Consider the following 23,382-nt stretch of genomic DNA (forward strand, 5'->3'; position numbering starts at 1 on the left):
TATTTTTTTTAGTTAAACAATAGCCGTCCTTTGGCGACTTTTACAATAGGACAGTCTGTTATTTAACTACACCCAACGACAAAACGTTAACAAAAGCTAATATTTAAAATCTTATTCGATATAAATATCTTTCCCCTCTATCTGATATTCAAGTCCCGGAATCATTTCTTTGATCAGCATCATTACATTTTCTATCGACTCATTAGGATAAAAATGAATAGTTAGATTATTGGATTGATAAATAGAAGTCTGTAAATGTACCTGAACCGAATAGGCGCGTTCTAAGGTCTGTATCACTTCTTTAAACGGACTACTACTAAAATATAAACCTCCATCTCTCCAATCAGAATAATCAGAAGCTTTTACCCGTTTTCGCTCTATATGTCCGGTAGACGGGATATAAACGATTTGATCATCAGGCTCCAGTAAATAGGATGAATTGGAACGATTCAGCAACATACGAATGGATCCTTCTTCCAAAGTTGTCACGACCTTATCGATATTAGGATAAGCATTTATATTGAACTCCGTACCAAGTACACTGATTGAAATAGAGTTCGTTTTCACAATGAAAGGACATTCTTTATTTTTCGTTACTGAGAAATAACCTTCACCGGCCAGATAAACTTCACGTTCATCTCCAATGAACGAAGATGGATAAACCAACAGAGAACCGGAATTGAGCCAAACTTTCGATTGATCGGGTAAGATAATTTGTTCCCTCTTCCCATTATTAACATAGTATTGGATGAAGGTCACATTACTGAGTTCATTCTTGATAGTAAGAGTTTCTGTATATAAATAAGCAGAACCGAATAAAAGCAATAGAGGGATGATGATAGATGCAGCAACCCAAGTCCACCGGGGAATACGGAAACGCGGAGAGTCCGGTTCCAACTTCACAGAGCTTCCTCCAATCTGTTGTTCCAGCTTCTCAAACGCTCTTAATGTTTCGTGTTCATCCCCTTCCGGGAAACCGATCTGTTCCCAAATACCAGACAAAGCCTCCTCTTTCTCTTGCTTGCTGTTTGTGTCGGTTAATCGTTTATACACTCTCCCCGCCACCTCTTCCGATGCCGGATGATGGAAAAAGTAAGTGATTATATTTTTTAAATAACTCATTCTATTAGTAATTTATAATAGGACGTATAAATCCGAGTTTATCCCTAACCGTATTAACATAAATAGAGAAAAATAAAGAGTAACAAAGCATTTTTCAGTTCTTTCAATGCCAGGTTAAGATGGTTCTCAACTGTTTTTTTACTTATCTGCAACTTTTCCGCTATTTCTGCATTGGTAAGCCCAGCCTCCCGGTTTAACCGGAAAATCGTTTGCCGTTGAGGAGGCATGTTCTCTACCACCATATCAATCAATAATTGCAAATCTTTGGCAACTAACTCTTCGTAAGGTGTAGTATCCGTAGACTCTTCCACTGAATCAGCCCTTTGATCATCCTGACGATTCTGCCTGGAACGCAAATAATTGAAAGTTGTATTTTTAGTCAAAACATACAGATAAGTACCAAAGACTTCCACTTCACGAAATCGTTCCCGATGGGTCCACAGCTTAAGAAAAACCTCTTGTGCCAAATCTTCCGTTTCACTCTCTGATTTAACCAATCCCATAATAAAAGAGCGCACCTTTGGATAATAACGCACAAACAATGTCTTAAACGCTATATGGTTTCCTTGTGAGAATTGGACGACCAGCAATTTTTCATCTGCGATTTCAGAATGCATTATTATACCTCGCTTAAAAGATTAACTTAGACAAGTATCAGATTATATATCAATACGCTGACAAAAATAACAAAAAAAGCTTAATATAAAGATGTTATAAGTTGTTTTTTCCGGAAAATGCCCTACAGAGCCACAAGTTCACCTCTGTCATTTACAATCATCATCAAGCCTTCAGTCTCATCACGAAGCAGCTCCCCTTACCCAATTCGCTCTGCACGGTCAACGTACCTCCATGTGCTTCTACAAAGTCTTTTGAGATAGACAATCCTAAACCACTCCCCTGCACCTTGGTGCCCGGCACACGGAAATAACGATCAAAAATACTTTGGTGATATCGCGGATCAATACCCTTCCCAAAGTCCTGGACATAGAGTTCGATATACTCTTCTTCACGCCGTGCACCAATCACCACCCGTCCATTCTCTTTAGAATAGCGGATTGCATTGCTCAAAAGATTAGTAAGCACCCAAGCTATCTTTTCACTATCCACAAATAACTTAGGTATCTTCTCTTCAGGGTACTCCACTTCTATCTGTATATTGAATTTATCGGCCTGTACCTGATTGGCCTTAATGGCATATTCAATCAGTTCGATAGGTTTTGTAATTTTCGGCATCATCTGAAGTTTACCGGCTTCCACCTGAGTCATATTCAGTAATTCTCCGGTAATATCAAGCAAACGTTGGCTGTTATCCTTTATATTCTTTGACAGCTGTTCTTGTTCTCCATTCAGAACTCCTACCCTCTTGTCCTCCAATAGCTGAAGGCTCATCATAATGGCAGAAATGGGGGTCTTCAGTTCGTGAGAAATAGTGGAAATGAAGGTTGTTTTTGCCGAATCGAGTTCCTTAAATTCTGTGATATTTTTCAGCAAAATGACGTCTCCCAAATTACGGGCTTCTCCTTTTTCTGCCTCTGCATTCTCAATCGGGATATAAGAAGCCTGGAAATAACTTTCTTTATTATCCGCATAGATTTTCAAGGGTTCATTCTTTTCGCCGGGAGTCACCAGTTCACGTATCAGTCTGCGCAGCAGATCATTCTTCAAAGAAAGTTCCTCAGCCGAGTGCCTAATCACATTCTCACGCTTCATATTGAGCACATTCAGTGCTTCATTATTAATAAAAAGAATTTCCCGTTCGGTATTCAGCCCGATAATCGGTTCATGGATACTATTGACTACAGCCTCAAGAAATTTTTTTGCAGAAAGAATATCAGCTAACGTACTATCACGATATTCTGTCAGTTTCTCTGCCATACGATTAAAACTATCGGAAACCTCCCTGAATTCTTCATACCCCTTCATATCCAATCTCTTTTCATAATTATGATTGGCTATTTCCAGAATTCCACGAGTCAGTTCCTTTACCGGTCTATTAATGGAGCGGGGTAGCCAAATAAGCAGAACCAACCCCGTCAAGATACAAATACCACCCGTTATGGAAATCCATAAAAGAGCACGTTCCAGAGCAGGCATAGCAACCGGACTGTCAGGTTCCGTAGCCGTCAAAATCTGAAGATTAACCACTGAAAGTGTTACCAGTAAAATGATCATTCCGGCCAATATTCCAATGCCGAAAAGTAATTTGGTTTTTATATTCATAATCGATAATGAGACTAAATCATTTTTTATGCAAGTATAATCAAATCTACGTTCGCTTGTGCCAGATTATTTAAAAATCTGCGATATTTCAATATTCCGCACACAGCGCCGGGCAATCGGAGGAAAGGGGATCCCATACAAACAGTGGATATTTGTTTTTCTTTGCAAACCTGTACAATGCTCTGCAATACATCTCTCGACTGCACCTGAACCACTTCTCCCCCCAACTCTGTCACCAGTTTGAAATGATTCAGCAAATGACGCTGACTGGCCAGATCGATACGCTCCATGCTCTCTTTGGGAGTCTGTACATAGAGTGCTACAAACGAGGTGTTGTACCGGGTAGCCAAACGGGCTGCTTTCCGTATAATACGCCGGGGAGCCTTTTCCTGACTACTGATGCAAGCCATAAATTTTTCATGACGAACCCCAAGGCCAATGCTCATCACAACTTCATTTTCCACTTTCTTCTCTACTCGCAATGCGACCTCTTTCAAGGCCAATTCACGGAGTTGCAAAATGTTTTCAGTCTTAAAAAAGTTATTGAGTGCGGTCTGAATCTTCTCCGCTTTATATATCTTCCCCGCTTTAAGCCTGGTAATCAGTTCTTCGGCTGTGAGGTCAATATTCACGACCTCGTCAGCCTCTTGAAGTACGCTATCGGGGATACGTTCCCGAACTTCAATGCCTGCTATATCCTGCACTTCTTCGTTTACACTCTCAATGTGCTGGATATTGACTGCCGAAATCACATTAATGCCTTCATCGAGCAATGTCATCACATCCTGCCAACGTTTCTCATTTAGACTTCCTTCCACATTAGTATGTGCCAGCTCGTCCACTATCACAATTTCGGGATGAATACGGATAATCGCCTCCAAGTCCATCTCCTCAAGCTCTTTCCCTTTATAAAACAGTTTCCTACGCGGAATAACCGGCAAGCCTTCCAATACGGCCTCCGTCCCGGCACGCCCGTGTGTCTCAATATATCCTATCCGGACATCTACTCCACTATCAATCAAATCGTGTGCTTCCTGAAGCATCCGGTAAGACTTGCCTACACCGGCAATCATACCGATGTAAACCTTGAACTTACCACGACGTGATCTCTTTATCAAATCGAGGAAATGCTGTACACTCTCTTCTCTATCCATATTTATTCATTTTTTATACTGCATAACCCGTAACAGTATCACTACTGCTACGGGCCGGCTAACAACTTCATGAGTTTTTAAGTTATATCTGATTTCACGGTTTTAAAGTGATACCAAACACCAAATGTGCATCTTCCATACGAGGATTCCAAACAACCTGTGCAAATATAGGCAAAGCAAACGTATCATTGAATCTGATCCGGGTAGTTCCTTTCAAAGCAACATTGGTCACAGCAAATCCATCACAATTGTACTGAGGAGCCGCATAAGGGACAATACCGCAAGTTGCGTTCAGATCTACCATCTTTACACAGAAAGGATAATTAAACTCGACATAAGACGAGTAATTCTGTTTGCCTTCCGCATTCTTATCTTGTCCGGCAAACATGGTATACCATGCTATAGATAAAGGAAACTTTTCAGACTGGACGGCATAAGTAAGTCCTGCTTCAAAATGGTGAGCGGTTTCATGACTTTTAAAATTAAAGTATTTACGCGCTCCCTGTCCTGCCCACCATAAATCTGCAACTGAAAAAGTCAATCCGGAATTACCTAAAGTATAGGCAGCAGTCAAATCTATCTCTTTGGCAGCAGCTCCGGCCGAAGCGGAAGTCCCGTCAAAATCTGTAGATCCCCATGCCGTCAGCGAAAAGCCTCCGGCACTGAAACCCAGAGTCGGCTGAATACTGACCCCTGTCTGATACATTCCACGCCAAATGTAAGAGCTTACCAGATCGCCCTGAACATTGAACTGTTGAGCATTTGCATTTATGCCTCCCCAAAAACACATAGCCACAAGTGCCAGTGATGTTAAAATCGTGTTTTTATTTATAATATTTCTCATATTCATTTCCTGTTTACTTTTGTCTCTTCAAGAGCTATATTCAATTTTAATACATTTACTTTCTCGGTTCCGAATACCCCTAACAATGGTTTTTCCACTGCCTTATCTACAATCCTTCTGACTTCCTCTACATCCATTCCTCGTGCTTGAGCGACCCTTTTTACCTGCACATAAGCACTCTGAGGAGTGATATCGGGGTCCAGTCCCGAACCACTGGCCGTCACCATTTCGGCAGGCACATCTTTACGGGACAAGTATGGATGGTGAACCAGGAAAGTGTCGATACGGGATTTCACTTCTGCCAGATATTCCGGATTGGTAGGCCCTTTATTACTACCAGATGAACTGGTTGCATCATAACCGTCACCTGCACATGAAGGGCGTCCCCAAAAGTAAATATCCTCCGTAAATTTTTGTCCGACATTGGCGGCACCGACCACTTTACCGTTCAATGTCACCACCTCCGCATTACCCTGATTGGGACCGGCTACCCGAGCAAACAACCATAACACGAGAATATAGAACACTGAGAAGAATACACAAAACACAAGCGTTATCTTGATAGATTTTAATAATGTTTTCATTGTTTGAATATTTAGAAGAATAAACTGACTACCAAATCGATTAACTTGATTCCGACAAAAGGAACTATCACCCCTCCTAACCCATAAATCAGCAGGTTACGACGAAGTAGCGCCGATGCTCCGATCGGTTTATACTGTACTCCTTTCAAAGCCAATGGAATTAAGATCGGAATAATAATAGCATTGAAGATAACAGCCGAAAGGATCGCACTTTCCGGACTGTGCAGATTCATGACATTAAGTGCACCGAGTTCTGGAATAGCCACCATAAACAGGGCAGGCACAATAGCAAAGTATTTGGCCACATCGTTTGCAATAGAGAAAGTTGTTAACGTACCGCGAGTCATCAGCAGTTGCTTTCCGATTTCCACAATCTCTATCAACTTCGTCGGATCGTTATCAAGGTCGACCATATTACCGGCTTCCTTGGCCGCCTGGGTACCACTGTTCATTGCCACACCGACATTAGCCTGTGCCAGCGCAGGAGCATCATTCGTTCCGTCGCCCATCATAGCCACCAACTTACCTGACTGTTGTTCCTTACGGATATATTCCATCTTATCTTCGGGTTTCGCCTCGGCGATGAAATCATCTACTCCTGCCTTCTCTGCAATATATTTAGCGGTCAGGGGATTGTCACCGGTCACCATCACCGTTTTCACTCCCATCTTTCTCAAGCGCTCAAAACGCTCTTGAATTCCCGGTTTGATGATATCCTGCAACTCAATAACCCCTGTTACCTTCTGGTCGACACACACTACCAGCGGTGTACCGCCATTACCCGAAATTTCAGCTATCACTTCTTCTATTTCTTTCGGAAATTTATTTCCTGCAGCCTCCGTTATTTTACGGATTGCATCGAAAGCCCCTTTACGGATTTGTGTACCATCGGACAAATCAACCCCCGAACATTTGGTTTCGGCAGTGAACTGAATCATGCGTGCACCGGTCGTATTAAGACTCCGCATGCGTACCCCCGATTCACGTCCTAACTCTACGATGGACTTACCTTCAGGCGTTTCATCCGAGAGGGAAGCCAGCAGACAGGTCGTAATAAACTCACGCGGACCGACTCCCGGTGCCGAATGGAATTTTGTCGCTCTACGATTACCAATCGTAATGGTACCCGTTTTATCTAACAGCAGAGTATCAATGTCACCTGCCGTCTCAACAGCCTTGCCCGATTTCGTAATCACATTGGCACGCAGTGCACGATCCATACCGGCAATACCGATTGCAGAAAGCAGTCCCCCGATAGTAGTCGGAATCAAACAGACAAACAGAGAAAGAATAGCTGCGATCGAGATGGCCGTTCCAGGATGCTCAAGACTGGTATAATCAGCAAACGGAATCAGAGTGACGCAAACGATGACAAACACAAGTGTAAAACCGGCCAACAGAATGGTCAAAGCTATCTCGTTCGGTGTCTTTTGTCGGCTGGCACCTTCTACCAAAGCAATCATTTTGTCGAGAAAACTTTCACCGGGCTGTTGTGTCACCAATACCTTGATGTGATCCGAAAGCACTTTAGTTCCACCGGTCACCGAACTCTTATCTCCACCTGCTTCACGAATCACAGGAGCAGATTCACCGGTAATGGCACTTTCATCAATCGAAGCCAATCCTTCGATAATCTCTCCATCGGCAGGAATCGTATCGCCTGCCTCACACACAAAAATATCTCCCTTTTTCAGCATTGAACTGCTCACCGTCTGAATCTTGTCACCCATCACCAGTCTGGCAGGAGTTTCCTCACGTGTCTTACGCAGGCTATCCGCTTGTGCTTTGCCACGGGCTTCGGCTATCGCTTCGGCAAAATTGGCAAACAACAAAGTGATAAACAAAATCAGGAATACACACAAATTATATCCGAAAGCACCATACTCCGGAGTGAACAGAGAGAACACCGTCACCACCAACATAATAAAGGTAACTATCTCTACTGTAAACATGATCGGATTCTTTACCATCATTCGCGGATTTAACTTCACAAACGATTGCTTGATACTTTCCATTACTTGCTCCTTTTGAAACATAGAAGCTGACATTTTATTTTTCATAACTATATTATCCTGCTATTCTTATAAACTTAAATGTTCGGCAATCGTACTTAATGCATGCACAGGGAAGAAAGACAAGGCTGCAACGATAAAGATAACAGCAAAAGTCATCATGGCAAAAGTCGCAGTATCCGTTTTCAATGTACCGGCACTTTCGGGAATAAACTTTTTCTGTGCCAAAAGTCCCGCAATGGCTACCTGACCGATAATTGGAATAAAACGGCTCAGGATAAGCACAATCCCACATGTCCAGTTCCAAAAGTAAGTATTATCACCCAACCCCTCAAAACCGGAACCATTGTTGGCTGCCGAAGAGGTATATTCATAGAGTTGTTCGCTGAGCCCGTGGAAACCGAGGTTATTCAACCAGCCTCCTTCACTCTCTACAAAATCGGGATGATGTGTATAAACGTAACTTGAAATGGCAGTAAACACAAGGATAACAAACGGATGGAGCAAAGCAACGAGAGTTGCAATCTTCATCTCCCGGGCTTCTACCTTCTTTCCCAGAAACTCAGGTGTACGTCCCACCATCAAGCCACTGATAAACACGGCCATAATAATGAAAGTATAATAATTCATCCATCCGACACCGACACCACCAAACCAAGTGTTAATCTGCATATTCAGCATTTCGACCATTCCACTGAGCGGCATAGTCGAATCGTGCATGCCATTGACTGATCCGTTAGAGGTAACCGTTGTAGTAACACTCCACAATGCTGTGGCTCCGGCCCCAAGCCTTACCTCCTTGCCTTCCATCGCACCATAATCCTGAGCAACTCCCATCTCATCGATACGTGGATTACCTCCCATTTCCTGCTGAACATTAATGAAAACTCCGGCCAGATAAGCAAACAGCATCACTCCAAAGATGCTATATCCTAACTTTCTGCGATTGGTATAGAAGCCCAAAGCCAACGCCATTGCCATCGGAATGATCAAGATTGACCAGCATTCAACCATATTAGTCAGATAAGTAGGGTTCTCCAGCGGATGTGAAGAATTAACCCCGAAGTAACCGCCACCATTGGTTCCCAGTTGTTTAATAGGGATAATTGCAGCCGCAGGTCCTTGCGATACCATCTGCTCCTGTCCCTCCAGGGTAGTCACCTTCATCTTACCATCAAATCCCATCGGTGTTCCCTGCAAAATCAGGACGAAACCGACAATCAACGAAAGAGGTAATAAAATACGTGTACAGCTTATTACCAGGAAATGCCAGAAGTTACCTATTGTTCTGGTGGATTTGGCAGCCATACTTTTCATGATACCGGCCATAGCGGCCATCCCTGTAGCAGCAGTGATAAATTGGAACAGCATAATAACGAACAGCTGGGTAAAATAAGTCAATCCGCTCTCACCACTATAATGTTGCAAATTGCAGTTTACCATGAAACTGATGCAGGTATTGAATGCTTGATCGGGTGTCTGAGGTCCGTTACCATCGGGATTGAGTGGCAGCCAACCTTGTGATACCAGCAGTACCATTCCCCATACAAACCAGAAGGCATTCAAAATCAACAAGGCTTTGAGAAACTGTTTCCAATTCATCTCCTCTTGCGGATTTATACCGCATATCTTATAAATCACTCGCTCTACAGGAGCCATAAAGTCCGACCAAGTCTTCTCTCCCTTATAAACCCGGGCTATGTAACGTCCCAACGGATAAGCTAAGACCACCATTAGGACGATTTGCACCGCCACTCCTAAAATTTCTGTATTCATTGCTTTACTTCCAATTAAAACTTCTCAGGCCGAATGAGCACATACGCCAAATAGCCGAAAAGTGTAATACTTATTACAAATAGTGTTGTGTACATAAACTTAATTCTCCTCTCTCTTTAAATTGTTTCAAACCAATCGACACATTTCCAAAACAGCCAGAAGCAGACGATGCCGCTCAACAGGCAGAAAATAAATGAAACTGTTATTCCCATGTTCTTTACCTTTTAATTAGAATGTTTATATTTCTATTTTACCTGAAACAATTAATGCCAAATGTGTGCCAAAAATGAAGAGAGTTAGCATAATCAACTAACATACAGACAGATAAAACAAATAGGGTATCCTCGTCAGTGCAAGGATACCCTATCATTTTGAAAAGGTATGTTTTATTTTGAAAGGGAGAAAAGCATAAACCCGGACAAGCAAGTATATTCCTGTCCGCTCAACTGCCAAGTTTATATTCTTCTATTTTCCGATATAAGGTAGTTAATCCGATTTTCAGCAAACGTGCCGCTTCAGTCTTATTCCCTTTGGTATGCTCCAATACCCTGGCAATATGCCTGCGTTCCATGGCTGAAAGTTCAAAGCTGCCCGGCATTCCTTCATCAGATTTCTCATAATGGCTGTTCTGTATTTCAAGCGGAAGGTCGTCTACATCCAGACAATCACCCTCACAGACAATCAGACTTCGTTCGATGGCATTACGCAATTCGCGGATATTGCCTTTCCACGGTTGTTGACATAAAGCCTCAAGATAAGCAGGCGTAATAGTACCCACCGGATGTGAAAGCTTCTCCGAGAAAGAACGGACAAACGATTCAGCCAGAATCTTAATATCCCCCGTACGTTCACGCAGAGGCGGAAGATGTACCTGAAATACAGAAAGGCGATAGAACAAGTCCTCACGGAAGCGTCCGGCTGCTATCTCAGCAGGTAAATCCCGATTCGTAGCAGCAATGATGCGTACATTGATGCGGGTAGGCTTCGTATCTCCTATCTTGATATATTCACCGGTTTCGAGGATGCGCAATAGTTTGGCCTGCAATTCAAAAGCCATCTCACCAATCTCATCCAAAAAGATTGTTCCATTATTGGCTTCCTCAAAAAGCCCCTTCTTATCTTTCAACGCACCGGTAAACGAACCCGCCTTATGCCCAAACATTTCACTCTCCAGCAACTCTTTACTGAATGAAGAGCAATTGACCGCTACAAAATTCTGCTGCGACCGCTTGCTGTTATAATGTATCGACTGGGCAAAGACCTCCTTTCCGGTCCCTGTTTCACCTGTCAGCAACACAGGGACATCAGTCACTGATACTTTACGTGCCAGTGACACCGCTTCTTTCAGTGCCTTCGATTCGCCAAGTATAGTGTCAAACGAATACATCAGTCCGACTTTTTTCTCAAGCTTATCCAAACGGATATTCATTCGCACTTTCTCTACAGCACGACTAATGAGAGGAATGATCTTATTATTATCATCTCCTTTTGTAATGTAATCGAAAGCTCCGTTCTTAATGGCCTGCACACCGTCGGGTATGTTACCATGAGCCGTCAGCAGGATGATTTCTACTCCGGGTGCTTTTTTCTTTATTTCCGTCACCAGGTCTACCCCGTTTCCATCCGGAAGAAATACGTCACACAAAGCCACGTCGGGCATTTGAAGTTCCAATTGTCTGAGCGCTGCCTTGCAATCGCCGGCCTGGCACACTTCATAACCTTCAAGTTCCATCATACGGGCCAGCAGACCACGAATCTGAACTTCGTCATCTATAATTAGAATTTTACTCATGTCTGATAAGTTAAAATGTGAACGGTAAAAAACAGGGTGTGCAAATATAATGGTTTTCTACTACAATGCAAATGATCGGACTGTGGAAAAAAACAACCTTCAATGCACGGCTCTTTCATTTAACAACCGTCTTCCTCTCATACAAAAAACGCGTTTCGATCTTCCATCTTCCACCTTTTAGAGTGCATATAGTTGATTGTGAGATGTATAGATTGGTGGAAGATGCGGTTTTTATGCCATTTATCTTCCACCCCTATCTTCCATCTTCCACCCGCTGTTTTAGGGGATATTTCAGCAGTAAAGGTTTGGAAAACAAATGGATATGTCCAATTTCTTATCCGTTAATCTCTCTAAAAGCATTTCATTTCACTTACTCTCTTTAGTGCAAATGGTCGGATCTTTATCTCAGCCCGGGCATGCGGGCTCATCGGCCCGGGCATGCGGGCTCATCAGCCCGGGTATGCGGGCCGGGATAAAGAGTTGTATGACAATGGTTAATCTACTACACTTCTCCGGTAATAGCCGGCCGGATTCTTTCTTAAAAAAGAAACAACGAAGCGCTGCTTCCGCATCGCTGTGTGCGAATGGAAGGTTTTGTGTGGGGGGGGGGACAAGGGAGGAAGGCGGTTATTAAATGAAAGAGCCGTGCCTTCAATGGCATATACTTTGAACTTTCATTCATGACATAGTCCCTGAAAATTCGTCTAATCTGCCTTACAAATACTACAGCAGCGCTTTCAACGGGCAAGATACAGCCGGAACAGGTACTTATATTCCCTCCCATTTTGATAAAAACAACCTAAAATGGAAAGGGGTAACGAACAAAGAAAATATATCGTATAACTCAAAAACAAAAAAATGAAGATCTACAAATTCGGTAATATTCCCACTGGTTCAATCCGGGGAATGCAGGAAATGCTCCAACTGGTCAACGACAGTACACCCAAAATAATCGTTCTATCTGCCCCTACAGAAACTACGGAGCATCTAACGAAAATAGCAGCACATCTTTTCAGCAGAGATACAGAACGGGCGCATGACGAAATAAGCAAACTGGAATTCAGATTCATTGATTTCGCTAACGAACTATTCAACGACGAGTCGATCAAACAACAAGCTGTTGACTCCATCATCGACCGCTTCCGTACCCTATGGAACTTTACCCGGCAACGTTTTACATCGGTCGATGAAAAAGACATATTGTCGCAAGGAGAATTCATAAGCAGCATGCTGTCAGGCCTTTATCTGAAAGAACGGGGAATCAATAATCTATTGCTTAACAGTCTTGACTTTATGCGACTGACTCCGGAAAGAGAACCTGACTTGGAATACATCAGTAAAAAACTGCACACATCCATGGAAGCCAACAAACACATCAACGTGTTTCTTACCCAAGGACACCTCTGCCGGAATGCTTATGGCGAAACCTGTTTTCTCAAGCCGGATGGAGACGATGCTTCTGCCACATTAATCGGAGCTGCCCTACGGGCCGAAGAAATACGGCTATGGATAGGTGGTAATGGCATACACAGTTGTGATCCGCATTTCGTGAAACATCCGGCTATGGTTACACAACTCAGTTTCGACGAAGCCGAACGATTCGCCCATTGCGGAGGAACGGGATTCGATCCCTGCTGCATTTTCCCGGCAAGAGAAAACAATATACCGATACGCCTGTTCTGTTCAATGGATCCCACGGAAAAGGGTACTCTGATTTCACACATACAGAGCGGAGAAAGTATAAAAACCATTACTGCCAGAGACGGTATTTGTTACATCAGATTCCAGTCGAACCGGACATTGCGTCCCTACTTGTTCATTAGCAAGATATTCGATGTTTTTGCAAAATACCACACTCCCCTGTGCCTTTTTACTTCGTCCGGCTCGGATGTATCCGTCGCCATCAACGATAAAGAACATCTACCAAATATCCTGCATGAGCTTTCGCGATACGCAACTACGGTAGTAAAGGACCGTATGTGCATCCTGTCGGTCATTGGAAACATACAATGGCAATATACCGGATTGGAGACCCGAATCCTAAACGCTCTGACAGCCATCCCGATTCGGATGATTTCTTATGGTAGTAATAATAACGACGTTTCTCTTGTTATCAAAGCAGAAAATAAGAAAGAAGCATTGCAACTACTGAACGATACCCTGTTTAAGCCTTCAGCTACAATGGTCTCTCATACATGTGCCCCGACATTAAACCGCAGTAAGTGGAACAACACGGACAAACCATCTTTTCTTCTAAAGAAAAGTTGACTAATATAGGGATATTGAGAATACGAATATCCTCATGTCTGTCCACAGATAATAACGGGATAAAAGAGCCGTCTTTCAAATCAACCATATCTCAGTAAGATAAGAGAGCGGATGCCGGATAATTTCCTGTACATCCCATGAACCTTTTGAAGCCTATAAACGTTTATTTCCAAAGGAAACTATTTTAAAACGAAAACATATTCAAATGAAGATCATTATTATTGGAGGCGTAGCGGGAGGAGCTACTACTGCGGCTCGCATCAGACGTTCGGATGAAACAGCAGAAATCATCTTACTGGAAAAAGGAAAATATATATCTTATGCCAACTGCGGACTACCCTATTATATAGGTGACGTTATTGAAGACCGCGAGAAGTTATTCGTGCAGACTCCTGAGGCTTTCGGAGTACGTTTCAGAGTGGATGTACGTACCGAAAATGAAGTTATTTTTATAGATCGGAAAAAAAAGACAGTGACCGTCCGCCTTAAGAGTGAAGACACTTACGAGGAGAGTTATGACAAACTGTTAATATCCACCGGTGCATCTCCTGTACGCCCACCATTACCGGGCATTGACTCAAGCGGTATCTTTACTTTGCGGAATGTAGCAGACACCGACCGCATTAAAGCATACGTCAACAGTCGGCCTCCCCGCCGGGCTGTCGTGATCGGAGCCGGATTCATCGGACTGGAAATGGCAGAAAACCTGCATGCATTAGGAGCACAAGTATCTATTGTCGAGATGGGCAACCAGGTGATGGCACCTATTGACTTTTCAATGGCGGCACTGGTTCATCAACATTTGATGGAGAAAGGTGTAAACTTATATCTGGAACAGGCTGTGGCTTCGTTCGAACAAGCAGGCAAAGAGGTGAAAGTGATCTTCAAAAACGGACAGTCTATTCCGGCGGATATTGTGCTCCTCTCCATCGGTGTACGTCCGGAAACTACACTGGCACGGGCTGCCGGGCTTACAATCGGCGAAGCGGGTGGCATCGCAGTGAACGACAATTTGCAGACTTCCGATGAATCAATTTATGCCATCGGTGATGCCATTGAATTCCGCCATCCCATTACGGGCAAACCCTGGCTGAACTATCTTGCCGGACCGGCTAATCGCCAGGGACGTATCGTTGCCGACAATCTGCTGGGAGCGAAAATCTCTTATGAAGGAGCCATCGGTACATCCATCGCAAAAGTATTTGACATGACGGTAGCCTCTACCGGCCTTCCCGGCAAGCGGCTGAGACAAGCGGGCATCTCATACGCTTCTTCAACAACACATCCGGCTTCACATGCAGGATACTATCCGAACGCTATGCCGATGAGTATCAAGATAACTTTCGATCCTCAAACAGGCAAGTTGTATGGCGGGCAAATTGTGGGATACGATGGTGTGGACAAGCGAATCGACGAACTCTCACTCGTCATCAAGCACGGGGGAACGATCTATGACCTGATGAAAGTGGAACAGGCATATGCCCCTCCTTTCTCTTCGGCAAAAGATCCTGTGGCTATTGCCGGTTATGTAGCCGAAAACATCATCCTTGGCAAAGTGAAACCCATATACTGGCGTGACCTGAGAGACATCGAACTGAAAAACGTATTCTTGCTGGACGTGCGTACACCGGATGAATTCGCACTGGGTTCGCTGCCGGGAGCGGTCAATATCCCGTTGGATGAAATACGCGACCGTATGGACGAGATACCTTCTGAGAAACCCGTTTATACTTTCTGTGCCGTAGGGTTGAGAGGGTATCTCGCTTACCGTATCCTGATTCAGCATGGTTTCAAAGATGTGTATAATCTTTCCGGCGGACTGAAAACATACCGTGCAGCTACTGCTCCTATCGTCCTGCACGAAGATGAAGCAACGAAAAACATGTCTATTACTCAAGAAAGTCAGGTAAAGCAGCCTGCCTCTGCTGAAAAGATGCAGGCTGCACCCGTTGCAATGTCTAAAATCATCCGAGTGGATGCCTGCGGATTACAATGTCCGGGCCCAATCTTGAAAATGAAGAAAACAATGGATACACTCGCCCCGGGAGAACGAGTGGAAATTGTAGCTACAGACCCGGGATTCTCACGAGATGCCGCAGCATGGTGCAACTCGACCGGAAATAATTTCATCTCAAAAGAGAGTGCAGACGGGAAGTCGGTAGTAATTATTGAAAAAGGAGAGCCCAAAGCCTGTAGTCTCACTACAACGTGTGACAGCAAAGGAAAAACATTGATTATGTTCAGCGACGATCTGGATAAGGCGCTTGCTACTTTCATCCTGGCCAACGGTGCGGCTGCGACCGGACAGAAAGTGACTATCTTCTTTACCTTCTGGGGACTGAATGTGATTAAGAAACTTCATAAACACAAGGTAGAGAAAGACGCTTTCGGCAAGATGTTCGGAATGATGTTACCATCGAGTTCACTGAAACTGAAGCTGTCGAAAATGAATATGGGAGGCATGGGCGGAAAGATGATGCGATACATCATGCACCGCAAGGGCATCGACTCACTGGAATCCCTGCGGCAACAGGCATTAGAAAACGGTGTGGAATTCATAGCCTGCCAGATGTCGATGGATGTCATGGGAGTGAAACGTGAAGAACTGCTCGACGAAGTTACGGTAGGTGGAGTGGCCACTTACATGGAGCGTGCCGATAATGCTAACATCAATTTGTTTATTTAATAAAGAAGTATGAATACAATATGTAAAATGCGCGATATCTACAAAGCTCTCTCCGTATTCGAAACAGCATTTGAGGAGATGTATGCGATATCGCTTAACGAAGCAATGGTGCTATGTGCGTTGCGCGAAGCCGGAAAAGAGATTACATCGACCGCCATATCCGAACGAACGGAAATGGCTCCGTCGCATACCTCGAAAGTCATCCGTGCGGTAGAAGATAAAGGACTCATCCGACGTGCATTGGGTGAAGTAGACAAACGTCAAATGTATTTCAACCTAACAGAAGCGGGAAAGAAGCGTTTAGACGAACTGGACCTGGACAAAGTAGAGGTGCCGGAGATATTGAAACCGCTGATGTAAGTTTGTAACATCAGAGATCACCACAGATTACACTGATTATCTGTATGGGCAATAATCCAGTTGTTTTTCATCTGTATAAACTTGTGTAATCTGTGGTGAAAACGCCCCTGTAACTTTTCTATTCATTTACAGAAGGGTAAGAATGGAATCACTCTTCCAACCATTCTTTTATCAACTCGATAGCCTCCTCTTTCTCTTTTTGAGGTAAAGTGCCGATACGGGCCAAATGGCTTCCGTTTGGTTGCACAAAGACATGAATATTCTTTTTTCCTTTCAGCCAAGTGACACCTGCTGCCGTCCATGGATCATTCTGCCCATAGATAAAGATCATCCTCGGATCATTTTTCTTTAGGAAATGAATTATTTTCTGGCTCAAAGTCTTATCAAACTTCATATTGCCGAGTTCTTCAGGAAGCATCAAACGCTTTAAGTAATCTTTACTGGTTTTAATGGTAAGATATTTTTTGAATGGACGGATATCATACCCATAATACCCCAACTCGCGGGCAGCTTGGACAAAGAAGGAAGTATTGGCACCCTCTTCCTCAAAATAAGACGGTTCGCTAATTGCAAGCAAATGTTTAAAGAGTTCGTCATCCGAGGCCGTAATTGCAGGAATCTGATCGACCGGAGTCCCCCATTGCCAGATAGAGAACGAATATTCGAGTACTGAATAATCATAAATCTCTTCTACAGGAACGCGGAATTTATATTTCTTTCCGGCACAATACTTCTCAAAACGAGGTAGCAAAGTAGGTTTACGCTTCAACACTTCCAACTGAAAATTTTCAATTTTCTCACGAGCCTCAGGAGTAGATACCATCTTTAAAAATGGTTCGTGACGCCCGTCTTCGGCTCCATAGCAGAGTGGAGCCACATACGGAACAGAGATATCCACATCTTCGGGAAAGAAAGTCCGATAAAGCATCGCTGTCTGTCCTCCCTTACTGATGCCGGTAGCAATCCACTTACCGGGATAGATGGAGCGGAAAGCCTCGCGCACGGCATGTAAATCTTCAGCAGAGTTCTCGGCTGTCAGATATTGCCAATCTTTAGGAGTAGGAGTCGATTCGAGGAAATAGCGATACTCCACAAATATCATATTGGTATTAAATAGTTTTGATAGCTCTTCCCGGTAATTGATTCCCAAAGCATAAGAAGCGCCATAACCTTCGGTAACCATCACAGTAGGACGATCGAATCCGACATGGGAAACAATAACACGCTGACTGAAAGAGCCCTTCTCTGGATGATGATGATCTAACGGCTGGGTGAAATAAGCCACATATTTCTCAACAAACTCTGTAGATTCCAAGGGCTGGGTCTTGGTGATTTCGGTAATCTTACCCAACTTATCCAATAAAGTTGTTTGGGCGGATAGAGACAAAGATGTAGCAAGCAAAACGAGCCAAAGAGAAAATGTCTGGCAGATGCGTAGGTTCTTCATATTTATTTCGGTTTTAATTTTGTACAAAGATAGATCTTTCACCAAAGGCTCCAAGTAATCATACTGCATTTTAACATTATTCTTTGCGAACCTTTTAACAAGAGTCTTGTTATTTTCTGCAAACGCCTTAAGGTACCAGGGCAAGATTTTTTTAATAACCTAAACATTATAAAGATATGAAGAGATTAATTCCCATCTTATTGGCGGTCTTTGCATTCGCAGCTTGCGAAAAAGACCCTGACATGGACAAATTGGACAATGACTATTTGGTTTATACCAACTACGACAAGAAAGCTGACTTTAAACAGTTCAGCACGTACTACATCCCTGACAGCGTTCTCGTAATAGGAGATAAAAAAGATCCGGAATACTGGAAAGGTGAAGCAGCAGCAGCCATTATCAATGCATACAAAGACAACCTGAACAGCAAAGGTTTTGCTTATACTGACAATAAAGATGCTGCCGATCTGGGTGTGCAGATTAGTTACGTTCAGAGTACTTATTACTTTACCGACTACGGACAACCCGAATGGTGGTGGAACTATCCCGGCTATTGGGATGCACCTTACTGGGGTAACTGGGGCGGTTGGTACTATCCGTATGTTGTGAACTATAGCATTACAACCAACTCATTCCTGACTGAAATCATGAACCTGAAGGCTCCCGAAGGTGATAATCAGAAACTTCCGGTTCTGTGGAGCAGCTTCCTGAGCGGTCCTGCAAGCTATTCCGGCAAAGTGAACCAGACTCTGGTTGTTCGCGCAATCAATCAGTCGTTTGCACAGTCACCTTATCTCACTAACAAATAATTTAATTAAGAACCGTTATGAAAACAATGAAATATATTTCTCTTAGAGTACTGGCCATAGCGGCCCTTGCTCTGGCCTTTGCCATGCCGGCCAAGGCACAGTTATCAGATAATGGATACGCTAACGTGGACTGGCAGTTCAACGTGCCATTGAAAAATCACTTTGCCGATAAAGCCAGTGGATGGGGTATGAACTTCGAAGGCGGTTATTTTGTAACCCCTAACCTCGGACTGGGTCTCTTTATGAACTATAGCAGCAATCACGAATACTTCCCACGCGCAACTTTCCCTGTGGGCGAAGGAACCGTGAATACTGACCAGCAGCATACCATCTTCCAGTTACCTTTTGGTGCTGCCGCACGCTATCAGTTGAATCGTGGGGGAGCATGGCAGCCTTACTTTGGTGTCAAACTGGGTGCTAACTATGCGAAAGTACGTTCTAACTACAATATGTTCGAAACCCGCGACAATACTTGGGGATTTTACGTATCACCGGAACTCGGTCTGAACGTTTACCCTTGGGCATATGGCCCGGGTCTGCACATCGCTGTTTATTACAGCTATGCTACCAACAAAGCCAACGTGTTGACTTACAATGTAGACAAACTGAACAACTTCGGATTCAGGGTAGGTCTTGCTTTCTAAAAAGAGCAGAGGTACCTGACTATATATACATAAAGGGGCTGTTATATCACATAACAGCCCCTTCCTTTTAAAGCAATACATGCTTGCCTTTCATTTTGACAACTTTATCAATCACTATTTATCGAAATAAAGGCCAATTAGGATCTTCTGTATGAGCTTCTTTCATAATTGTCTTCAGCTCATCCGCTTTCTTGGGGAACAGGTTCAGCACGTTATGTTTCTCTGACGGATCCGAAGCTAAATTATACAATTCGTAGTAGGGTTTGTTTCCACGTATATTCATATGAACGAGTTTCCAATCGCCTTTGCGGACAGCCTGGCGTCCGTTCATCTCAAGAAATTCAAAATAAAGATATTCGTGCTCTTTCTGCCCTTTGCTGTTTTGCAACAAAGGAAGTATGCTGACACCATCCATATTCCGAGTATCCACTTTCGGATCCAATACTTCCCTGAAAGTAGGCATCAAATCCCAGAATGAACACATGAAATCGGTTTCCGTATTTGGCTGTACACGTCCAGGCCACGATATAATCATAGGTACACGAATACCACCTTCATATACATCACGCTTGTATCCGCGCCAGATACCATTACTGTTAAAGAAATCCGGATCGGCACCGCCCTCCATGTGAGGACCATTATCACTTGAGAAAATAATAATGGTATTATCGTATACTCCCATATCTTTAAGTTTCTGTACAATCTGCCCTACGTATACATCCAACCGGTAAACCATTGCAGCAAAAGTAGCATGCGGATAGAACTGGGTACAATATCCCCCTTTACGAAAACCGGGACTGCCGGGCTCTGCTCCACGATAGGGTTTCTCCGGATATTTCCCCCTGAACTTCTTGATAATACTATCTTCCGGTACTATCAGTTCGGCATGCGGGATAATAGTAGGATACCACATAAAGAACGGTTTATCTTTATCCTTAGCAGCTTCATCCAGGAAAGCCAATGCTTTAGAATGAATCAGATCCTGCGAATAAGTTCCCTTTCCGTATTGCACGTTTAAATTGTTATCCGGCAAATCGACACGTTTATCATTATCCCACAAATGGTCGGGATAATAACTATGGGCGAGCAACTGGCAGTTATATCCGTAAAATTGATCGATTCCCTGTTTGTTAGGATCACCCGCCGAACCGATGTAGCCAAGCCCCCATTTGCCAAAGGCACCTGTACGATAACCTGCATTACGAAAATCATTAAAGATGGTCTGTGAGTTTTCCGGTAATGGGAATTGTCCTTCCGGAGCAAGCTCTTTGTTCCCGCGAATAGCTGTGTGCCCGCTATGGGTTCCGGTTATCAGGCACGAACGCGAGGGAGCACTAACCGTTGTTCCCGAGTAACATTGGGTGAAACGCATGCCATTCTGTGCCAATCGGTCGATATTAGGAGTTTCGAACTTCTCTTGCCCATAGCAACCCAAATCTCCGTACCCCAGGTCATCAGCCAGTATAAAAACAACGTTAGGGCGGGTTTGCCCCTGTGCTTTCTTTTTCTGTGCCAACGTTTGTTGTGTAGAAACCATCCCTACGAGCAATGCACTTCCGAGTAATAATTTCTGATTCATGATATGTATTTAAAGTTTTCAAAACAGAAGGAAGAGGGCGCTACTAAATCCAGTTTCGCCACTCTTCTTCTCTCATTGTTTAATTTAAAAGAACGGATAAAGATCTTTCTATTCCCAGCCCGGGTTTTGAGTCAGATTAGGATTAAGCGCTATTTCTTCCAACGGGACTTGATAGAGATAATATTTTTCAAGCCAGCCTTTTCCTTCTTTCAACGGATCGTTGAACAGATAGATATAACCTTCGGTCATAGATCCATTTGCCCCATCCGATGTTCCGGTCATTTCGTTAAGCAGTGTCAGTGAGCTGAGTTCGCTCTTCGAAATCCACATACCTTTCTGCTGCATATTCACAAACCAAGGAGCCATTCTCCAACGACGTACATCGTAGAAACCGAATCCTTCTCCCATCAGTTCAATAATACGTTCACGACGGATCTCCCACAATACCGGATCAACGAGAATTCCATTATCATTTCCCTTCGGATAATATTTTCCACGATTCGGATCAAAATTAGCATCAATCTGCGCCACTACCATATCGGCCACGCCGGCACGTTTACGCAATTTATTGATTGTCTCGTCAGCAATTGTCTGTGTGAACTGGTTGGTCTCAAACATAGCCTCAGCATAGTTCAGCAAAACCTCTTCAATTTTAAAGACAGGTTTATCGGCAGTGTTCACTTGGGCATTGTTATAATTTTCTTCCCAGTTATCCCAGTTTTTCCATACATAATATCCCGAACGGCAAGCAACATAAGCATGTGGTCCGTATTTCTTTCCTTCAATCGTATATTGTGCGCCTCCCTGCAAATTCGGAACGCGGCGTACCAATGAAGCACTCCAGTTCTGTCCCGGTAAACGTTTCATACCGATACCCGGATTGCTACACGACTCATTCGCTCCCATGATGTCGATATATTCACGGTCGGCGGGATCACTGGTATAAGACCATGTAGCATAATCTCCCTTACCGTCTTTCACTTTATAAGGAGGCATGATGGTATGATACATACGCGGGTCACGGTTGCGGAAAGTAGAATAAATATCTTTGTCTCCCTTATACAAATCTGAGTGAGAAATAGTTTTTCCATCTTTACACAAATACAGGTCCACTGTTCCCTGATGCATTTCTATGTCGTGCGAAGAAGTATGTTCATAATAGCACGAGTGTCCCGGTTTTATTGTTTCCAGCCACTGCTGATACAGAATAACGCCTTGTACCTTACTCAGATCCTCTGTGGTCCACATCTCACCATATCCGGCTGCCGGTTGTCCGTCAGTTCCATAATATAATGTCGGATAGTCTGCCATCAACAGTTTGGATACACGGATACACTCAGTGAAGTACTTATCATAACTTCCCAGTTCATGATATTTACGCCAGGTAGCTTCACGCAGCGTGAAACGTGAAAGAGCTGCACGCACACAGTCACGATTGATGGTATTCGAACCGTCTTTTTTCTCGTAAACCGATGCATCACCGATATTCTCTTCAGCCCATTGTAAACGCTCCAGCACTTTATCGGCTACTTCAAAGCGTGGCATACGGGTACCATAAGCCTCTTCTGAGGTTTCATCCAGTGGTTTATCAATCCAGGGTACATCACCGAAACGATCGATAAGCTCCATATACCAGAATGAATGAAAGAAATATCCGACGGCTTTCCAGTGATTCTTTTCAGCTTCCGTCATATCAGAAGCATCCACATGTGAAAGCATCAGGTTAATACGGCGGATAAAGGTGGAAAAATTCCATCCATTACCTGATGTAGCATTAGTCACCGTTTGGAACGCATATTTATTCTGGCTGCTGGCTCCGCGCTGATTCAGATATCCGGCATACACATCACCCAAGTAATGAGAATTACGCCCGATTGCAGTGGTAGAAGTAGCAATGTTCGTATTAGAAAACATTTCATAACATGGCCACATAAAGGCCTTAAAATTGTCATAAGATTTGAAGGCATTTTCTTCCGTCAGGCTGGTTACAGGATATTTCTCCAGGAAACTATCGTTGCATCCCGACAGCATCATCCCCGCGAAAAGGGTTAAAAACAATAATATCTTTTTCATATTCGTGTATCA

At 43.6% G+C, this 23,382-nt stretch carries 17 protein-coding genes and 2 pseudogenes; 6 read left to right on the forward strand and 13 right to left on the reverse strand.

From position 1 onward, the window contains the following. Window positions 1-111: 111 nt before the first annotated feature. The 10 genes from ISX59_RS06140 to ISX59_RS06185 all read right to left on the reverse strand — a co-directional run bounded on the left by ISX59_RS06140 (window position 112) and on the right by ISX59_RS06185 (window position 11,504). On the reverse strand, window positions 112-1,122 hold the full coding sequence (locus tag ISX59_RS06140; RefSeq protein ID WP_032536840.1) for a FecR family protein: 1,011 nt from the start codon (window positions 1,120-1,122) through the stop codon (window positions 112-114). Between the two features lie 53 nt (window positions 1,123-1,175). Then, entirely contained in the window at window positions 1,176-1,739 is a 564-nt protein-coding gene (locus tag ISX59_RS06145; protein ID WP_022011483.1) for an RNA polymerase sigma-70 factor, read from the reverse strand. Window positions 1,740-1,902: 163 nt separating this feature from the next. After that, complete coding sequence (locus ISX59_RS06150) at window positions 1,903-3,342, reverse strand: ATP-binding protein (protein ID WP_005810680.1); 1,440 nt, start codon at window positions 3,340-3,342, stop codon at window positions 1,903-1,905. Window positions 3,343-3,368: 26 nt separating this feature from the next. After that, window positions 3,369-4,496, reverse strand: a complete 1,128-nt coding sequence (locus ISX59_RS06155) for a sensor protein KdpD (protein WP_005778793.1) — start codon at window positions 4,494-4,496, stop codon at window positions 3,369-3,371. 94 nt (window positions 4,497-4,590) lie between these two features. After that, complete coding sequence (locus tag ISX59_RS06160) at window positions 4,591-5,340, reverse strand: hypothetical protein (RefSeq protein WP_032531773.1); 750 nt, start codon at window positions 5,338-5,340, stop codon at window positions 4,591-4,593. A gap of 2 nt (window positions 5,341-5,342) precedes the next feature. Beyond that, window positions 5,343-5,924: a K(+)-transporting ATPase subunit C gene (locus ISX59_RS06165; protein ID WP_005778797.1), complete on the reverse strand. Its 582-nt coding sequence runs from the start codon at window positions 5,922-5,924 to the stop codon at window positions 5,343-5,345. Window positions 5,925-5,935: 11 nt separating this feature from the next. Then, entirely contained in the window at window positions 5,936-7,984 is a 2,049-nt protein-coding gene (kdpB, locus tag ISX59_RS06170; RefSeq protein ID WP_032531738.1) for a potassium-transporting ATPase subunit KdpB, read from the reverse strand. 21 nt (window positions 7,985-8,005) lie between these two features. Beyond that, a complete protein-coding gene (kdpA, locus tag ISX59_RS06175) occupies window positions 8,006-9,712 on the reverse strand; it encodes a potassium-transporting ATPase subunit KdpA (protein WP_005810685.1) in 1,707 nt (568 codons plus the stop codon). Between the two features lie 14 nt (window positions 9,713-9,726). Next, complete coding sequence (kdpF, locus tag ISX59_RS21370) at window positions 9,727-9,807, reverse strand: K(+)-transporting ATPase subunit F (protein WP_080546244.1); 81 nt, start codon at window positions 9,805-9,807, stop codon at window positions 9,727-9,729. Window positions 9,808-10,154: 347 nt separating this feature from the next. Further along, window positions 10,155-11,504 carry a sigma-54 dependent transcriptional regulator gene (locus tag ISX59_RS06185; RefSeq protein ID WP_005810686.1) on the reverse strand — a complete coding sequence of 450 codons (1,350 nt, stop codon included), beginning with the start codon at window positions 11,502-11,504 and terminating at the stop codon, window positions 10,155-10,157. Window positions 11,505-12,362: 858 nt separating this feature from the next. On the opposite strand from ISX59_RS06185, the gene ISX59_RS06190 reads away from it, so the two are divergent. The 4 genes and pseudogenes from ISX59_RS06190 (at window position 12,363) to ISX59_RS06200 (ending at window position 16,818) form a co-directional block, all read left to right on the forward strand. Beyond that, window positions 12,363-13,772, forward strand: coding sequence for an aspartate kinase (locus ISX59_RS06190; RefSeq protein WP_032540289.1), 1,410 nt, complete (start codon window positions 12,363-12,365; stop codon window positions 13,770-13,772). A 205-nt stretch (window positions 13,773-13,977) separates the two neighbouring features. Further along, a pseudogene (locus ISX59_RS06195) lies at window positions 13,978-15,649 on the forward strand (FAD-dependent oxidoreductase); the annotation flags it as partial. Between the two features lie 80 nt (window positions 15,650-15,729). Beyond that, window positions 15,730-16,458, forward strand: a pseudogene (locus ISX59_RS21375) (DsrE/DsrF/DrsH-like family protein); the annotation flags it as partial. Window positions 16,459-16,467: 9 nt separating this feature from the next. Continuing rightward, the gene (locus ISX59_RS06200; protein WP_032540291.1) at window positions 16,468-16,818 is read left to right on the forward strand and encodes a MarR family winged helix-turn-helix transcriptional regulator; all 351 of its coding nucleotides are present in this window, start codon (window positions 16,468-16,470) and stop codon (window positions 16,816-16,818) included. Window positions 16,819-16,966: 148 nt separating this feature from the next. On the opposite strand, the gene ISX59_RS06205 is transcribed toward ISX59_RS06200, so the two are convergent. Then, entirely contained in the window at window positions 16,967-18,265 is a 1,299-nt protein-coding gene (locus ISX59_RS06205; protein WP_032540431.1) for a S28 family serine protease, read from the reverse strand. A 176-nt stretch (window positions 18,266-18,441) separates the two neighbouring features. Here ISX59_RS06205 and ISX59_RS06210 point away from each other — a divergent pair, with 176 nt between their 5' ends. Next, on the forward strand, window positions 18,442-19,074 hold the full coding sequence (locus ISX59_RS06210; protein ID WP_005778812.1) for a DUF4136 domain-containing protein: 633 nt from the start codon (window positions 18,442-18,444) through the stop codon (window positions 19,072-19,074). Window positions 19,075-19,091: 17 nt separating this feature from the next. Beyond that, window positions 19,092-19,718, forward strand: coding sequence for a porin family protein (locus ISX59_RS06215; protein WP_005778814.1), 627 nt, complete (start codon window positions 19,092-19,094; stop codon window positions 19,716-19,718). 118 nt (window positions 19,719-19,836) lie between these two features. Here ISX59_RS06215 and ISX59_RS06220 read toward each other — a convergent pair whose 3' ends face one another. Both ISX59_RS06220 and ISX59_RS06225 read right to left on the reverse strand, forming a co-directional pair. After that, complete coding sequence (locus tag ISX59_RS06220) at window positions 19,837-21,297, reverse strand: arylsulfatase (RefSeq protein WP_220575744.1); 1,461 nt, start codon at window positions 21,295-21,297, stop codon at window positions 19,837-19,839. A gap of 108 nt (window positions 21,298-21,405) precedes the next feature. After that, the gene (locus tag ISX59_RS06225; protein ID WP_005810692.1) at window positions 21,406-23,370 is read right to left on the reverse strand and encodes a RagB/SusD family nutrient uptake outer membrane protein; all 1,965 of its coding nucleotides are present in this window, start codon (window positions 23,368-23,370) and stop codon (window positions 21,406-21,408) included. Between the last annotated feature and the right edge of the window lie 12 nt (window positions 23,371-23,382).

This window comes from Bacteroides sp. FSHCM14E1 (genome assembly GCF_019633785.1).
Classification (GTDB): Bacteria; Bacteroidota; Bacteroidia; order Bacteroidales; family Bacteroidaceae; genus Bacteroides; species Bacteroides hominis.

Excerpts from the sequence above, each read along its gene's own strand:
- ISX59_RS06140 (WP_032536840.1), bottom strand. The coding sequence starts at position 1,122 with ATGAGTTATTTAAAAAATATAATCACTTACTTTTTCCATCATCCGGCA.
- ISX59_RS06145 (WP_022011483.1), bottom strand. The coding sequence starts at position 1,739 with ATGCATTCTGAAATCGCAGATGAAAAATTGCTGGTCGTCCAATTCTCA.
- ISX59_RS06150 (WP_005810680.1), bottom strand. The coding sequence starts at position 3,342 with ATGAATATAAAAACCAAATTACTTTTCGGCATTGGAATATTGGCCGGA.
- ISX59_RS06155 (WP_005778793.1), bottom strand. The coding sequence starts at position 4,496 with ATGGATAGAGAAGAGAGTGTACAGCATTTCCTCGATTTGATAAAGAGA.
- ISX59_RS06160 (WP_032531773.1), bottom strand. The coding sequence starts at position 5,340 with ATGAGAAATATTATAAATAAAAACACGATTTTAACATCACTGGCACTT.
- ISX59_RS06165 (WP_005778797.1), bottom strand. The coding sequence starts at position 5,924 with ATGAAAACATTATTAAAATCTATCAAGATAACGCTTGTGTTTTGTGTA.
- kdpB (WP_032531738.1), bottom strand. The coding sequence starts at position 7,984 with ATGAAAAATAAAATGTCAGCTTCTATGTTTCAAAAGGAGCAAGTAATG.
- kdpA (WP_005810685.1), bottom strand. The coding sequence starts at position 9,712 with ATGAATACAGAAATTTTAGGAGTGGCGGTGCAAATCGTCCTAATGGTG.
- kdpF (WP_080546244.1), bottom strand. The coding sequence starts at position 9,807 with ATGTACACAACACTATTTGTAATAAGTATTACACTTTTCGGCTATTTG.
- ISX59_RS06185 (WP_005810686.1), bottom strand. The coding sequence starts at position 11,504 with ATGAGTAAAATTCTAATTATAGATGACGAAGTTCAGATTCGTGGTCTG.
- ISX59_RS06190 (WP_032540289.1), top strand. The coding sequence starts at position 12,363 with ATGAAGATCTACAAATTCGGTAATATTCCCACTGGTTCAATCCGGGGA.
- ISX59_RS06200 (WP_032540291.1), top strand. The coding sequence starts at position 16,468 with ATGAATACAATATGTAAAATGCGCGATATCTACAAAGCTCTCTCCGTA.
- ISX59_RS06205 (WP_032540431.1), bottom strand. The coding sequence starts at position 18,265 with ATGAAGAACCTACGCATCTGCCAGACATTTTCTCTTTGGCTCGTTTTG.
- ISX59_RS06210 (WP_005778812.1), top strand. The coding sequence starts at position 18,442 with ATGAAGAGATTAATTCCCATCTTATTGGCGGTCTTTGCATTCGCAGCT.
- ISX59_RS06215 (WP_005778814.1), top strand. The coding sequence starts at position 19,092 with ATGAAAACAATGAAATATATTTCTCTTAGAGTACTGGCCATAGCGGCC.
- ISX59_RS06220 (WP_220575744.1), bottom strand. The coding sequence starts at position 21,297 with ATGAATCAGAAATTATTACTCGGAAGTGCATTGCTCGTAGGGATGGTT.
- ISX59_RS06225 (WP_005810692.1), bottom strand. The coding sequence starts at position 23,370 with ATGAAAAAGATATTATTGTTTTTAACCCTTTTCGCGGGGATGATGCTG.